Genomic DNA, 12,694 nt, shown 5'->3' with positions numbered 1-12,694 from the left:
ATCTTCGCCGTCGGTCGCGCGCTCAGCGCACGACGAAGACGCAGCAATTGGAGTGCCGCACGACCCGAGCGGCGTTCGGCCCGAGCAGATAATCGCTGAGATCGGGGCGATGCGCCCCGAGCACGATCATGTCCGCGCCGTCTTTCTCGGCCAGCGACAGGATCTCGTGATAGGCAGTGCCGACGCCCACGATGTGTCGCACCTTGGCGTTCACCTCGGGGCCCACGACCTCGGCGACGAAGTCATGCAGCAGCTCGCGCGCGTGCTCCTTCGCCTTCGCTGTGTGATCGTCCGAGAAAAAGGCCCCCACAACCGCCGAGCCGTAATCGGGCACCACGGTGATCACGTCGAGCTGTGCGTCTTCCATCTTGGCCAGCCGCGCCGCCCATTCGAGCACTTTGCGCTCGGTCTTGGGGCGGTTCATGTCGATCGCGCAGAGAATGGTATTGGTCATGCCGGTTCTCCTTCAGCAAAGGCCGCGTCATCGTCTTCCCTGCGCCGATATTGCAGGAAAGCGATGAGCGCGAGAAGCGCGAAAGCGGGGATGAACATCAGCTCTTTCGGAAGCTGGTCGTTCGGCACCTTCACGTTGGACAGTGTGACGGGCGTGTCGCCGTAAAAGTCGAAGCCCTGCAGTTTCTTCTGCAACTCCGAGCCGAACATCGGCTCGTCCGCGACCATCTTTCCGTCCGTTTCGGTGAAGCTCAGGCCGAGCTTGTCGAGCCGGTCCTGCCCCGTCGCGCCTTCGGGCACCTTGACCAGCACGGTCAGGTCCTTCGGTTCTTCGGTGGTGTAATCGGGACCCGAGAAGATCAGTCGCAGCTCACGCCCGACCGGTGCCTTGTCGAGGCGCTGCGTGATGTTCGCAGGCGGCACCTCGTTATAGGGCGGCTCGATCATGTTCATGAAATAGCCGGGACGGAACAGGGTGAAGGCGATCAGAAGAAGCGCCACCGTCTCCCAGATCTTCGAACGGGTGACGAACCACCCCATCGTGCCCGCGGTGAAGACGAGGATGCCGATCGTCGCGATGACGAAGACGAAGATCGCCTGGTACCACGTCACGTCGATCAGCAGCAGATCGGTGTTGAAGATGAACACGAAGGGCAGGGCGACCGTGCGCAGCGAATAGAAGAACGCCGTGAAGCCGGTCTTGATCGCGTCGCCTCCCGAGACTGCCGCCGCCGCGAAGGAGGCAAGGCCCACGGGTGGCGTCACGTCCGCCATGATCCCGAAGTAGAACACGAACAGGTGCACCGCGATCAGCGGTACCACGAGGCCCGACTGCGCGCCCAGATGGACGACGACGCCCACCATCAGCGAGCTGACGACAATGTAGTTCGCCGTGGTCGGCAGGCCCATCCCGAGGATCAGCGACAGGATCGCCACGAAGATCAGCATCAGGATCAGGTTGCCACCCGAGAGGAACTCGACGAAATCGGCCATCACCTGACCGATCCCGGTCAGCGAGACGGTGCCTACGATGATCCCGGCGGTGGCGGTGGCCAGGCCGATCCCGATCATGTTGCGCGCGCCGTCGATCATGCCGCCGATCAGGTCGAGAACGCCTTCACGGAAGCGGCTCATCGGGGCGCTCTCGCCGCGGAAGGCGGCCTTGAGCGGTTTCTGGGTGAGCAGGATGAAGAATAGCAGGAACGAGGCCCAGAAGGCCGACAGGCCCGGCGACTTGCGCTCGATCATCAGGAAATAGACCAGAACGACGATCGGGAGCAGGTAGTAGAGGCCCGCCTTGTAGATATCCTTGATCTCCGGAAGCTTCACGATCTCGGAGTTCGGATCGTCCGGCTCCAGATCGGGCGCTTTCGCGGCGACCCAGACGAGGCCGAGATAGACCAAGACGACGAGCAGAGACAGAACCCAGCCTGCGCCTTCGGGTACCATCGAGGTGATGAGGCGCACCGGGTACTGCGTGGCATAGCACAGCGCCGCGAAGCCCGCGAAGAAGGCGAACATGCCGAAGGCGGTGCGCCAGACCGAGACCACGCGGTCGCCGATCGTCGGCATGCGGTTTTTCACGGCCTCCAGATGCACGATGTAGAACAGTGCGATGTAGGAGATGATCGCCGGGATAAAGGCGTGCTTGATGACCTCCAGATAGGAGATGCCGACATATTCCACCATCAGGAAGGCGGCGGCCCCCATCACCGGCGGCATGATCTGGCCGTTGACCGAAGAAGCCACCTCGACCGAGCCGGCTTTCTCTGCCGAGAAGCCTACGCGTTTCATCAGCGGAATGGTGAAGGTGCCGGTGGTGACCACGTTCGCGATCGACGAGCCCGAGATCAGGCCGGTCGCCGCAGAGCCCACGACGGCGGCTTTCGCAGGCCCGCCGCGCAGGTGGCCGAGCGCGCCGAAGGCCATCTGGATGAAGTAGTTGCCCGCGCCCGCTTTCTCGAGCAGCGCGCCGAACAGCACGAAGAGGAAGACGAACTTGGTCGAGACGCCGAGCGCGATCCCGAACACCCCCTCGGAGGTGATCCACATGTGGCTCATCGCCTTGCGCAGGCTCGCACCGGCCCAGCGGATCTGTTCGGGGAAGAACTCCGACGAGCCGAAGAACACATAACACAGGAACACGATCGCCAGCAGCACCATGACCGGGCCGAGCGTGCGATAGGCTGCGATGAAGAGGAAGATGATGCCCAGGACCGAGATATAGGAGTCCTGCATATCGGCGAGTCCGCCATTGTCGACGATCTTCTGGTAGAAGAAATAGCCGTACAGCGCGAGAAGCGCCCCGCCTACCGCGAGGATCCAGTCATACCACGGCACATGGTCCTTGGGTGAGGACTTGAACAGCGGATAGGCCATCGCCGAGAGGAAGATGGCATAGGCCAGATGGATCTGGCGGGCATTGTTGATCAGGTCGCCCGGCAGCACATAGGGCCCGATGGGCGAAGCCAGAAGCACCTGGAAGATCGACCAGCTCAGCGCCACCACGGCGACCATGAGCCCGACCCATCCCTTGGGGCTGCGCGCCCCGCTGTCAGAAGCTTGTACGAGCTCCTGCAATTCTTGTTCGTTCAAGGCGCGATTTTCCGCCATCGTTCCCCCTTGCGACCCAACGGGCCGTCCGCCTGTTCCGGCATGATCTTAGTAGCTGAAACTGAAAAGGGCGGGCACGCAAGCGCGCCCGCCCGAATATGCGCAGGGATTACTTAATCCAGCCGCGTTCCTTGTAGTACTTCAGAGCGCCCGGATGGATCGGAGCCGAGAGACCGGCGGTGACCATTTCCTCGGGCTTCAGATGCGCGAAGGCCGGGTGCAGCTTCTTGAACTCGTCGAAGTTGTCGAAGACCGACTTCACCAGCGCATAGACGACATCATCGGGCTCGTCGGCCGAGGTCACGAGGGTCGCACGCACGCCGAAGGTCTTCGTGTCGTCGGGGTTGCCGCGATACATGCCGCCGGGGATCGTCGCGGTGGCGTAGTACGGGTTGTCGGCGACCAGCTTGTCGACCGCGTCGCCCGTGACGTTCACGAGGTTCGCGTCGCAGGAGGTGGTCGCTTCCTGGATCGAACCGGAGGGGTGACCCACGGTGTAGACCATCGCGTCGATCTGGTTGTCGCAGAGCGCTTTCGACTGCTCGGCGGCCTTCAGCTCGGTCGCGAGCGCGAAGTCCGAGGTTTTCCAGCCCATCGCATCCATCAGCACTTCCATCGTGCCGCGCTGACCCGAACCGGGGTTGCCGATGTTCACGCGCTTGCCCTTGAGGTCTTGGAAGTTCTTGATGCCGCTATCGGCACGCGCGACGACGGTGAAGGGCTCGGGGTGGATCGAGAACACGGCGCGCAGCTTCTCGAACGGACCCTGATCGGAGAACTTCGAGTCGCCCTTGTAGGCGTGGTACTGCCAATCCGACTGGGCGATGCCGAAGTCCAGTTCGCCCGAACGGATGGTGTTGATGTTGTAGACCGAACCGCCGGTGGACTCGACCGAGCAACGGACGCCGGTTTCCTTGTGGCTCTTGTTCATCAGGCGGCAGATCGCGCCGCCGGTCGGGTAGTAGACGCCGGTGACGCCGCCGGTCCCGATGGTGATGAAGGTCTCGTCGGCTGCGTTCGCCGCGGGCGCCATCAGCGCGCCGGCGACGGCCGCGACGGCCCCGAGTTTGAAGAACTGTTTCATGTAGTCACTCCCGTTGATCGTTTTTGGGTGTCGGTTCAGTGGTACGGTCCGCCTCGGTCAGCGTGCATAGACTTCGTCGAGAAGCCTGTTGCGCCGTTCGACCTCGGCGATCCGTTCGGTTGCGCGGGGTCCCGCGCGCTTCGCCACCAGCGCCAGAATTGCTTCGAGCAAGAACAGCGTGGCGACGTAACTCGTGTAGAAATGCGGGCTGTCGGTGGGCACGATGAAGGTCTCATCGGCCGCGTGCAGCGCCGGACAGCTGCGGCTGTCGGTAATCAGCGTGACATGGGCGCCCTGTTCATGGGCATGGATCGCGCTGCGGATGGTGGAGCGCGCGAAGGGCGGCTTGGTGATCACCAGAACCGCGTCGCGCTCGTCGAGCCCGGCGAGCGTCGCGCCCAGCGACGAGCCCGCGCGGGCGCCCAGCTCCCAGTTGTCGCCAAGGAAATTGGCGATATAGGCGGTGTATTCCGCAATCCCCGTCGAACCTAGCGCGCCCAGCAGCACCACCCGGCGGGCGGCGGCGATCTTGTCGGCCACGGCCTCGAGCCGTCCCGGTTCGATCGCGGCGGTCAGGGCCGCGATATTGTCCTGCGTGGCCGCGGCATACCGGTTGAGGAAGCTGTCCTGCGGATCGGCAGCGTCCTTCTGCAGCCGGTCGGCGCGGTCCGCGAAGGGTGAAACACGGCGACCGATCTGGTCGCGCATGGTCTCGCGCAGTTCTTCGAAATTCTCGTATTCGAGCGCATGGGCGAGGCGGGTGAAGGTCGCGGGCGCAAGGTTCGACTCGCTCGCCAGCATACGCAGCGAGCGCGTGGCGATGCTCACCGGGTTGTCTGCGATATAGTCGCCCGCCTCACGCAAACGCGTGGACAGGCTGCCATATTGCGCAGCCAATCGCTGTTCGAAACTGCCGGACAATGCTCCTCCCCAGGTTCCATCACCAGTTATCGCGTCGCGGTGACCGTTTCATTTGTTTCATATATTGTCAATGCGTAAAACATATGTTTCATGGGGTGATCAGCGACCCTCACGCAATCTTGTCCCGAAGGAGGGACCGATATGAGCCATGTATTCCCGCGCCACACGAAGTCCACTGCGCCCTTGGCAGTAAAGGGCGACGGTATCTACATCCTCGACTCCGAGGGCAAGCGGTATCTCGATGGCTCGGGCGGTGCGGCCGTGTCCTGTCTCGGTCACTCTGACGCGGACGTGATTGCCGCGATCAAGGATCAGATCGACAATATCGCCTTCGCGCATACCGGTTTCTTCTCCTCCGAACCCGCCGAGCGGCTTGCCGATCGCCTCATCGCTCACGCGCCGGGGAGCTTGGATCGCGTCTACTTCACGTCCGGGGGATCGGAGGCGGTGGAAAGCGCGCTGAAAATGGCACGACAGTATTTCGTCGAGAAAGGCGAGCCGAGCCGGTCGCATTTCATCGCGCGCCGCCAGTCCTATCACGGCAACACGCTGGGCGCGCTGGCCGCTGGCGGCAATGCGTGGCGCCGCGAGAAGTTCAACCCGCTGCTGATCGATGTGAGCCACATCGCGCCCGTGCATGAATACCGCTGGCGCGAGGACGGCGAGACCGCCGAGGAATACGGTCTGCGCGTCGCCAACGAGCTGGAGGCCGAAATTCAGCGTCTCGGGGCGGAAAACGTGATCGGCTTCATCGCCGAGCCGGTCGTGGGCGCCACGATGGGCGCGGTCCCGCCGGTGAAAGGCTATTTCAAGCGTATCCGCGAAATCTGCGATCAATACGGCATCCTGCTGATCCTCGACGAGGTGATGTGCGGGATGGGCCGGACCGGTACGTTGTTCGCCTGCGAGCAGGACGGGATCGCGCCCGATATCGTCACCATCGCGAAGGGGCTCGGCGCGGGCTATCAGCCCATCGGGGCGGCGATCTGCACGTCCGAGATTTATGACGCCTTCGTTAACGGCTCGGGCTTCTTCCAGCACGGACATACCTATATCGGCCACCCGACCGCGACCGCCGCGGGCGATGCCGTGGTCAAGAAGCTGACCGAGGGTGGCATGGTCGCGCGGGCGGCGCAGCAGGGCGAAGTGCTCGACGCGGCTTTGCGCGAGGCGTTCGGCCAGCATCCCCATATTGGCGACATCCGTGGGCGCGGCATGTTCCGCGGGCTGGAAATCGTGGCCGACCGCGCCACGAAAGAGCCGATGGATCCGGCGAAGGCCGTCAACAAGAAGCTCAAGGCTGCGGCTTTCGAGGCGGGGCTCGTCTGCTACCCGATGGGCGGCACGATCGACGGCCAGCGCGGCGACCACATCCTGCTCGCGCCGCCCTTCATCATCTCCGACGACCAGATTGGCGAATTGGTGGACAAGCTCGGCACCGCGATCCGCGAGGTTCTCGGGTGAGCCTGCCGCGTATCATGGTCGCGCCGAACGGGGCGACCAAGACCAAGACCGACCATCCGGCGCTGCCGGTCTCGCTCGACGAAATCACGCAGACTGCGCTCACCTGCCGCGACGCCGGGGCAGGGGCGCTGCATCTGCACCTGCGCGACGATGCGGGCGGGCACCTGCTCGATAGTGGAGCCTATGCCGAGGCGTTGGCCCATCTGCGTCCGCGCTTGGGCGACATGGCGATCCAGATCACCACCGAGGCCGCGGGGCGCTACGCGCCGGGCCACCAGCGCTACGTCGCTCTGAACTCGGGCGCTCATATGGTCTCTGTCTCGGCGCGCGAGATGCTGCGCGATCATGAATTGCTGGCGATGAAGTTCTACGAGGAGGCGGCAGAGCGCGGGATCGCGATCCAACATATCCTCTATTCCCGCGAGGATGCCGAGGCGCTGGCGCGCGTTCTGCCCGACCGTTTGCTGCGCGATCCGGCACTGCAACTGATCTTCGTAATGGGCCGTTATGTCGCGGGGCAAGTCTCGACGCCTGAGATGCTCGACCCGTTCCTCGACTGGATGCAAGCCGAGGCGATCACCCCCGACTGGGCGATTTGCGCCTTCGGCCGGGGCGAGACCGCCTGCCTGAGAAACGCGCTCGCCAAGGGGGGCAAGGCGCGGGTCGGGTTCGAGAATTCGCTGGTGATGGAAGACGGGACGACCGCGCCCGACAACGCCGCGCGTGTGGCCGAGATCGCAGCCCTTTAATCGAGCGTCGAATGCCCTTTCTCGGGGCAGTCGGCGAGGTCGGAGCGCTCTTCGTCGGGCAATTGCCGGGCGATCTCACGCAAGGCGCTGCGCAGCCCTTCCTCCATCACCGGATGATAGAAGGGCATCGCCAGCATGTCGTAGGTGCTCATCTCCGACTGGATCGCGAGGCCGAAGAGATGCGCGAAATGCTCGCCCTCGGGCAGCGCCATCTCGCAGCCCAGGAGCTTGCCGCTTCCCGGCTCGGCATAGATGCGGATCAGGCCATGCGCCTCTTCGGCCAGCCGGGCGCGCGATTGCGACGCGAAATTGGCGTGTCCGATCAAGATGTCCTTCCCCTCCAGATCCGCGAAGCTCTGCCCGACACGCACCGCGTTGGGCGCGCAGAAGGCGATGGCCATCGAGGCCCGGCGGCGATAGCGGCGTGGACTTTCGGCCAAGGCGTTGCGCCCCGCGATATGCCCTTCGTCCGCGGCTTCGTGCAGGATCGGGCGGACCGCGTTTGCGTCGCCCGCCATGAAGACCGGCAGATCGCCGATCTGCGTGGAAGAGGCGTCGACCTCGGGCATCCCGTGATCGTCGAGCGGCACGCCGAGCGTCTCTAGCCCGAGCCCCGCGATATTGGGGCGGCGTCCCATCGCGGCGAGCACGGCGTCGGCCTCGAATTCTGCGCCGCCTGCGCCTTTCACGATCAAACTGCCCGCATTGCCTTCGGAAATCTCAGCCGGTGCACCCAGATGCAGCGGCAGTTCCGCCGCGATGGCGTCGCGCAGGAGTGCAGCGACTTCCGGGTCGGTCATGCCAGCCACGCTTTCCAACGCATCGAAGCCCGCGACCTCGATACCCATCCGCGCCATCGCCTGTGCGAGTTCCACGCCGATCGCGCCCATGCCGATCACCGCGATCCGCTTGGGCAGGTCGTCGCGGTCGAACAGCGTGTCGGTGGTAAAGATACGATCGCCGAAGGTTTTCCACGGCCCCGGCAGCACTGGCGACGAACCGGTCGCGAGGATGATCGCATCGGCGGTCACTTCCCCGTGTCCCTCGATCTCGATCCGGTTCGGCCCGAGGAGTTTCCCGCGACCCGAGATCGCCTTTTCGCCGAGTTTCTCGGGCACCGCGCGCGGCGATTTCGTGAAGTCGTCGCGCATCCGTTTCATTCGCGCCATCACGTCGGGCACGCGGATGCGCAGCGTCTCGGCGGCGGAAATCCCGAAGGCCTCGAAATCGTGGCGACGGTGGAAGGCGTTGGCGGCTTCGATCAGCGCCTTGGAAGGCATGCAGCCGCTTTCGGCGCAGGTCGTGCCCCAATGGCCGTCATTTATGATGAGGAAGTCATCTGTCGCATGGCGCACCTCGCGCAAGGCGGACAACCCGGCCGAGCCGGAGCCGATTATGACGACGCGCGCATGTTGTGACATGAAACCTCCGCTGAACTGTCGCGAACCGAACCGCCTAGCGAGCTATACGTTCCAAGCTTTTGCGCGGTAAAGTCTGCGCCTGAGCTGGCACCCGCAGGCGGCGCATCGCCACGATCTGCCCCAACGCGCGATGCGGTGCGATGGTGCGGAAGATGTCGCGGATCATCCGCGCGTCGGCGGCGACACCGGCGCGCCAGTTGCCAAGCTTTGCGGATTTCATCGGGCTGTCGACGCCGGGCCACGCGACGACGGCGATCCGGGCGCGCGCGCCAATCCACAGGCGGTTCATGAACACCTCCAGCCCGAAGCGGGGAAGGGCGTTGAGAGCCTCCAGTCGCGCGCCCAGCATCTCGCGCGGGATCACACGCTCGCCCGAGATGTAATCGAGCCCGAGCACCCGCCAGATGCGCGGCGCGTTGCGGCGCAGGCTGATCGTGACATCGGCCTCCCCATTCGCCACCGGCGCGATCAGCGCGCCCAGATCGGAATGGGTCAGCCCCAGCAGATCGCTGTCGAGCAGCATCAGGTGAGTGCCCGCGGCTTCTGCGATCCCCGCGGCCACGGCCGCCGTCTTGCCTCCGTTCTGTGTCTGGCGCAGCACCCGCAGATGCGGATGGGCGGCGCGATACCCCTCGGCGATTTCGGCGGTGCCGTCGCTCGAGCCGTCGTCGATCACGATCACCTCGGCGATCTGCGGATGGCCCAGCACGCGCTCCAGCACCGCGCCGATCCGCGGGGCCTCGTTATAGGCGGGCAGAATGCAGCTGATCTTCGTCATGAGTGCGACCTCTTGCGGCGATAGAACCAGATCGTGGCGCCGAGCGCGATCACGACGAGCAGGATCAGCGAGCCCGTCGACAGCCAGCTGTCGATCTTGCCGATATGCGAGCCGAGCCAATAGCCGAGTGCCACGAAAGCAAGCGATTTCGGGATCGTGGCGATCAGATTGGTCAGCATGAACACCCAGAAATTCATCCGCGCGACCCCGGCTGCGACCAGCACCGGCGCGCCAGCCGAATGGGTCAGCTTGCCGAAGACCAGCGTCTTGATCCCCTTGCTCTGGAAGTGCCGCGCCGCGCTCACGAGCCGCGCGCGGCTCAGGCCCAGCCTGTCGCGCCATTTCTTGGGCATCCGGTTCAGCCCCCATCGGCCAAGCGAATAGAGCCCCAGATCGCCGACGAGATCGGCAAGGATCACGATGATCGCAACCGACCAGACGGAGAACAGGTTCTGGCTGGCAAGCCACGCCGCGATCACGGTCACGATCGGCCCTTCGAGCACCGCAATCGGCGCGATTACGGCCAGGCCGTGTTTCGCCATCAATGCGGAGATCGTCTCCAAGCCGAACATAAGGTTACTCCGTGACGGGGGTGTCGCGGCGCGCCACGTCCCGATGGGTCATGTCATTGCCGCGCCACGTGAAATCGCGCCCGAACCATGTCATCAGCCAAAGCGCGGGCAGCATCGCGTCGCGGATCGCGAACCCTGCGATGTCGCGCGCGGAGGCGGGCCAGCCCGCGATCCGCGCCAGCAGCACCTCGGCACCGTACCACAGCGCAACCAGAAGCGGCAGCGCGATCCAAGGCATCGCGCCCAAAGCGGCGAGGGCAAGCGCGGCGAGGAAGGGCAGGAAAGGGCCCTGCGCGATCTCTGCGGCGAAGATCATCACGAAGCCGTCGCGACGCACCTTGGACCAGCGCAGCTGGCGGTCCCAGACCGTGCGAGCCGCGCGCCTCCCGATCGGTTGCGCGAAGAGGTGCCGCGTCAGCCGCACCTTCAGCCCCTGCCGGCGCACGAGTTTCGTAGAGGCCACGTCCTCGGCCATGTTGCGCCCGAGCGCAGCAAATCCGCCGCCTGCCATCAGGATGTCGCGCCGCCAGAACAGCGATTTGCCCTGTGCGAAGCCCAGCCCGATCATGTCGGCCGCCACCTGCCAGCGCGCCTGATTGGTGTTGAGGAACGCTGCCTCGACGGCGCCCCAGAGATTGCCTGGACGCTCGGCCACCGGCGGAGCGGAGACCAGCCCCGTGCCGGGCCGCCATTCCGCCACCAACCGTTTCAGATAATCGCGCGGCAAAAGCAGATTGCTATCGGCCATCGCGAGCCACTCAGCGTCGGTCGCGGACAGACCCTTGTGCAGGTTGTTCAGCTTCGGATTGCCCGACACCGCGTCGAGCCCGGTCAGAAGCCGCGCACGCACATGCGGGTTCTCTTCGATCAGGCGACGGACCAGCGCGCAGGCCGGGTCGTGCTCGGACGGCGCGCAGAAGATCACCTCGTAATCCGGATAGTCGAGTTCGAAGGACGAGCCCAGCGTCTCCGCGTCGAACGGGTCGACCCCGCAGACCGGGCGCATCAGCGCGATGAAAGGCAGGTCGTCGGGCACCGGCTTCGGTGGTCGGGATTCGCGCCACGCGGTCATCGCGGCGCTAAGAAGATGCGCCGTTAGAGTGATGCCCAGAAGGGCTGCAAGGAAGAGCAGAACGATCGTCATGCACGAACCTTTGCGACGGCGGGGCGGGTGCCGGTCTCGGTGACCGCGGCGGGCTCCGCGCCCCATTGAAGAAGTTGCAATGCGCCTGAACTATCCTCGGCCAAGGCGGTCAGGCTGTCCACCCAGTCGCCGCAATTCGCGTAGGTCATTCCGCTGACCTCGCGCAGCGCGGGCTTGTGCGAGTGGCCGCAGATGATCCCGTCGACCCCGGCCTCGGAGGCCAGCGCGATCAGCCGATGCTCGTAACCCGAGCCACGTGCGATCAGGTGGTTAATCCCCTCGATCGCGAGCTGGATCAACGTGCGCTCTGTCTCGGAAACGTCACGGCGGCGGCGCAACCAGGCATCGATGCCGCGGAACAGCGCGTCCATCCGGCTTCCGAAACGGGTCATCGCGTGCCAGCGCAGGATGCGCGCATCGCATTGATCGCCATGCACGATAAGGTAGCGCTGCCCGTCCGCGCCGACATGGAGTGCCGTCTCGGCCAGCTCAAAGCTGAGGAAGTTCATACCCGGCGAGCGTAGTGCCGCATCGTGATTGCCGGGCAGGTAGACGATACGCGTTCCGGCCTCGGCATGGGCCTCGAGGGTCTCGATGATCTCGGCATGGATATCCCCCCACTGCACGGGGCCACCATGCCAGAGGTCGAGGATATCGCCGACGAGGTAGATCGCGTCGGCCCGGACGCTTTGCAGAAAGTCGAGTATCGGGCCGGGGCTGCACCCGCGCGAGCCAAGGTGAAAATCCGAGAGGAAGAGGCTGCGGTAGTGGTGCTTGTTGTGATGGCGCGATCGGCTCATGTCACATCTCCGGTGGATCGGCGGGGAGAGGCAGGCACCCGGCGCCTGCGCAGAGAAGCGATGCGGAGACAGTCCGGAAAATGGCAGACTGCAATTTATGGGCCATAGGATCCTTCCGCTCTTTGCTGCGCTGCCCATCGCCTTCCGACGTGACATCGATGTGACGGCTACGTGAACCTGTTATGTCACCTAGAGGCAGCTGTGCGGTGATCAACCATAAGGGTGTGAAATACCAAGCAACTTCCGGTGAGCGCACGATATCTTGCGGTTTGTTTCACCCGAAAGCATAGTGGTCGCGGTGACGACGATTGGCGAAGGAGAACGCGATGGCAGGATATCTGACCACCCATGTGCTCGACACGGCGCGGGGATGCCCGGCGGACGGGCTCAAGATCACGCTCTTCGCTCTCAACGGAGACGATCGTGAGGTGCTGGCCGAGATGGTGACGAATGCCGACGGGCGCACCGACTCGCCGATCCTGCCGGCGGAGCGGTTTCGCACCGGGCAGTTCGAACTGGTCTTCGCTGCGGGGGATTATCTGCGGGCGAGCGTGCAGGGAGCGGAAGAGCCGCTGTTCCTCGACGATATCCCGATCCGCTTCGGGATGAATGATGCCGGGGCGCATTACCACGTGCCGCTGCTGCTCTCGCCCTACGGCTACTCAACCTATCGCGGCAGCTGAGCCCGGGGCGTC

At 64.5% G+C, this 12,694-nt stretch carries 12 protein-coding genes; 3 read left to right on the top strand and 9 right to left on the bottom strand.

Annotation, left to right across the window (positions count from 1 at the left end; all coding sequences use genetic code 11):
- Positions 1 to 22 precede the first annotated feature (22 nt).
- The 4 genes from B6V74_RS02390 to B6V74_RS02375 all read right to left on the bottom strand — a co-directional run bounded on the left by B6V74_RS02390 (position 23) and on the right by B6V74_RS02375 (position 5,071).
- Entirely contained in the window at positions 23 to 454 is a 432-nt protein-coding gene (locus tag B6V74_RS02390) for a universal stress protein (protein ID WP_075776036.1), read from the bottom strand.
- Positions 451 to 3,066: a TRAP transporter permease gene (locus B6V74_RS02385; RefSeq protein WP_240497031.1), complete on the bottom strand. Its 2,616-nt coding sequence runs from the start codon at positions 3,064 to 3,066 to the stop codon at positions 451 to 453. Before B6V74_RS02385 ends, B6V74_RS02390 begins: the two co-directional genes overlap by 4 nt.
- 109 nt (positions 3,067 to 3,175) lie before the next feature.
- Positions 3,176 to 4,150, bottom strand: a complete 975-nt coding sequence (locus B6V74_RS02380; RefSeq protein WP_075776034.1) for a TAXI family TRAP transporter solute-binding subunit — start codon at positions 4,148 to 4,150, stop codon at positions 3,176 to 3,178.
- A 57-nt stretch (positions 4,151 to 4,207) separates the two neighbouring features.
- Entirely contained in the window at positions 4,208 to 5,071 is an 864-nt protein-coding gene (locus tag B6V74_RS02375) for a MurR/RpiR family transcriptional regulator (RefSeq protein ID WP_233243028.1), read from the bottom strand.
- Between the two features lie 141 nt (positions 5,072 to 5,212).
- Between B6V74_RS02375 and B6V74_RS02370 the strand changes: the two genes are divergently transcribed.
- Positions 5,213 to 6,535 carry an aspartate aminotransferase family protein gene (locus B6V74_RS02370; protein ID WP_075776032.1) on the top strand — a complete coding sequence of 441 codons (1,323 nt, stop codon included), beginning with the start codon at positions 5,213 to 5,215 and terminating at the stop codon, positions 6,533 to 6,535.
- Positions 6,532 to 7,284, top strand: coding sequence for a 3-keto-5-aminohexanoate cleavage protein (locus B6V74_RS02365; RefSeq protein WP_088721859.1), 753 nt, complete (start codon positions 6,532 to 6,534; stop codon positions 7,282 to 7,284). Before B6V74_RS02370 ends, B6V74_RS02365 begins: the two co-directional genes overlap by 4 nt.
- Here the strand turns inward: B6V74_RS02365 and B6V74_RS02360 are convergent.
- The 5 genes from B6V74_RS02360 to B6V74_RS02340 are packed head-to-tail and all read right to left on the bottom strand — an operon-like array spanning position 7,281 to position 11,999.
- Positions 7,281 to 8,705, bottom strand: a complete 1,425-nt coding sequence (locus tag B6V74_RS02360) for a dihydrolipoyl dehydrogenase (RefSeq protein WP_088721858.1) — start codon at positions 8,703 to 8,705, stop codon at positions 7,281 to 7,283. The genes B6V74_RS02365 and B6V74_RS02360 overlap by 4 nt on opposite strands.
- A gap of 34 nt (positions 8,706 to 8,739) precedes the next feature.
- Positions 8,740 to 9,483, bottom strand: coding sequence for a glycosyltransferase family 2 protein (locus B6V74_RS02355; RefSeq protein ID WP_088721857.1), 744 nt, complete (start codon positions 9,481 to 9,483; stop codon positions 8,740 to 8,742).
- Complete coding sequence (locus tag B6V74_RS02350; RefSeq protein ID WP_075776029.1) at positions 9,480 to 10,055, bottom strand: VTT domain-containing protein; 576 nt, start codon at positions 10,053 to 10,055, stop codon at positions 9,480 to 9,482. The genes B6V74_RS02355 and B6V74_RS02350 overlap by 4 nt, the downstream gene beginning before the upstream one ends.
- Positions 10,056 to 10,059: 4 nt before the next feature.
- Positions 10,060 to 11,199 carry a ceramide glucosyltransferase gene (locus B6V74_RS02345; RefSeq protein ID WP_088721856.1) on the bottom strand — a complete coding sequence of 380 codons (1,140 nt, stop codon included), beginning with the start codon at positions 11,197 to 11,199 and terminating at the stop codon, positions 10,060 to 10,062.
- Positions 11,196 to 11,999 (bottom strand): UDP-2,3-diacylglucosamine diphosphatase, encoded by an 804-nt coding sequence (locus tag B6V74_RS02340; protein WP_088721855.1) that lies wholly within the window; start codon positions 11,997 to 11,999, stop codon positions 11,196 to 11,198. Before B6V74_RS02340 ends, B6V74_RS02345 begins: the two co-directional genes overlap by 4 nt.
- A 326-nt stretch (positions 12,000 to 12,325) precedes the next feature.
- Between B6V74_RS02340 and uraH the strand changes: the two genes are divergently transcribed.
- Positions 12,326 to 12,682 (top strand): hydroxyisourate hydrolase, encoded by a 357-nt coding sequence (gene uraH, locus B6V74_RS02335; protein WP_088721854.1) that lies wholly within the window; start codon positions 12,326 to 12,328, stop codon positions 12,680 to 12,682.
- Positions 12,683 to 12,694: the final 12 nt, after the last annotated feature.

Source organism: Thioclava sp. F42-5 (genome assembly GCF_002213195.1).
Taxonomy (GTDB): Bacteria; Pseudomonadota; Alphaproteobacteria; order Rhodobacterales; family Rhodobacteraceae; genus Thioclava; species Thioclava nitratireducens.
Note: the sequence above shows the minus strand (reverse complement) of the source record. Positions and strands in the feature narration are given on the sequence as shown.